Origin of the sequence: Paraburkholderia silvatlantica (assembly GCF_003096715.1) — a bacterium.
Classification (GTDB): Bacteria; Pseudomonadota; Gammaproteobacteria; order Burkholderiales; family Burkholderiaceae; genus Paraburkholderia; species Paraburkholderia silvatlantica.
Genome location: NZ_QEOL01000073.1, coordinates 1 through 1,430 on the forward strand (window position 1 = coordinate 1; position 1,430 = coordinate 1,430).

At 63.1% G+C, this 1,430-nt stretch carries 1 protein-coding gene; it reads right to left on the minus strand.

The window, feature by feature from the left end; all coding sequences use genetic code 11:
• Positions 1 to 8: 8 nt before the first annotated feature.
• Positions 9 to 1,430, minus strand: a 1,422-nt coding sequence (gene hpnJ, locus C7411_RS36800; protein ID WP_110389038.1) for a hopanoid biosynthesis associated radical SAM protein HpnJ, incomplete at its 5' end; no start/stop codon positions are given.

Below are 1,430 nucleotides of genomic sequence, written 5' to 3' on the forward strand. Positions count from 1 at the left end.
GCGCTCCATCATGCCTCGTGCGCGCGCAGGAAGCGGAAGAACTCCACGCCTTCGCGCAGACGCCGCTTCATCATGTCCCAGCTCGTGAGCATCTCGCGCACGATCTCCCAGATCTTCGACGGCCGGAAATAGAACTGGCGATAGAACTGCTCCAGATGGTGATAGATCTCCTCGCGCGACAGATGCGCATAGCCGATCGCCGCGAGCTGCACCCCTTCCTTGCTCACCAGGTTGATGGTCTTGTTCTCTTCCATCCAGCCGTTTTCCACCGCCTGCCTGTACAGCGTCGTGCCCGGATACGGCGCGGCCAGCGACACCTGGATGGTGTGCGGATTGATTTCCTTCGCGTACTCGATCGTCTTCCTGATCGTGTCCTGCGTCTCGCCCGGCAGCCCCAGAATGAAGGTGCCGTGCACCTTGATGCCCAGCGTCTTGCAGTCCGCGCTGAAGCGGCGCGCGAAGTCCGTGCGCACCCCCTTCTTGATGTTCACGAGAATCTGGTCGTCGCCCGACTCGAAGCCCACCAGCAGCAGGCGCAGGCCGTTTTCCTTCATGATCTTCAGCGTCTTGTACGGCACGTTCGCCTTCGCGTTGCACGACCACGTCATGCCGAGCTTGCCCAGACCCACGGCGATCGCTTCGGCGCGCGGCAGGTCGTCGGTGAAGGTGTCGTCGTCGAACATGAGCTCCTTGACTTCCGGCATGTTCTCGCGGATCCACTTCGCTTCCTCGAGCACGTTCTCGACCGAGCGCGTGCGGTAGACGTGGCCGCTCACGGTCTGCGGCCACAGGCAGAACGTGCAGCGCGACTTGCAGCCCCGCCCCGTGTAGATCGACACGTACGGGTAGTTCAGATAGCCGATGAAGTAATTCTCGATCTTCAGGTCGCGCTTGTAGACCGGCGCGACGAACGGCAGCGAGTCCATGTCCTCGAGCACCGGACGCCCCGGGTTGTGCTCGATCGAGCCGTCCTTCGCGCGCCACGAAATGCCCTTCACCTCGGCCAGCGGCATGCCTTCGGCGATTTCCTTGCAGGTGAAGTCGAATTCCTCGCGGCACACGAAATCGATCGCCTCGCTTGCCGTGAGCGAATTGTGCGGATCGACCTGCACCTTCGCGCCCACCAGACCGATGACGATCGAGGGCTTGCGCTTCTTGAGGTCTTCGCAGAACAGCGCGTCGGTCGGGAACGACGGCGTGCTCGTGTGGATGATGACGAGGTCGTATGCCGCTGCAATCTTCAGCGTCTCTTCCACCCCCAGGCCGTCGGCCGGCGCGTCGAGCACGCGGCTGTCGGGCACGAGGGCCGCGGGCTGCGCGAGCCAGGTGGGATACCAGAACGAGCGGATCTCGCGCTTTGCCTGGTAGCGCGAGCCCGCGCCACCGTCGAAGCCGTCATACGACGGGGCCTGCAGAAACAGCGTTTTCAT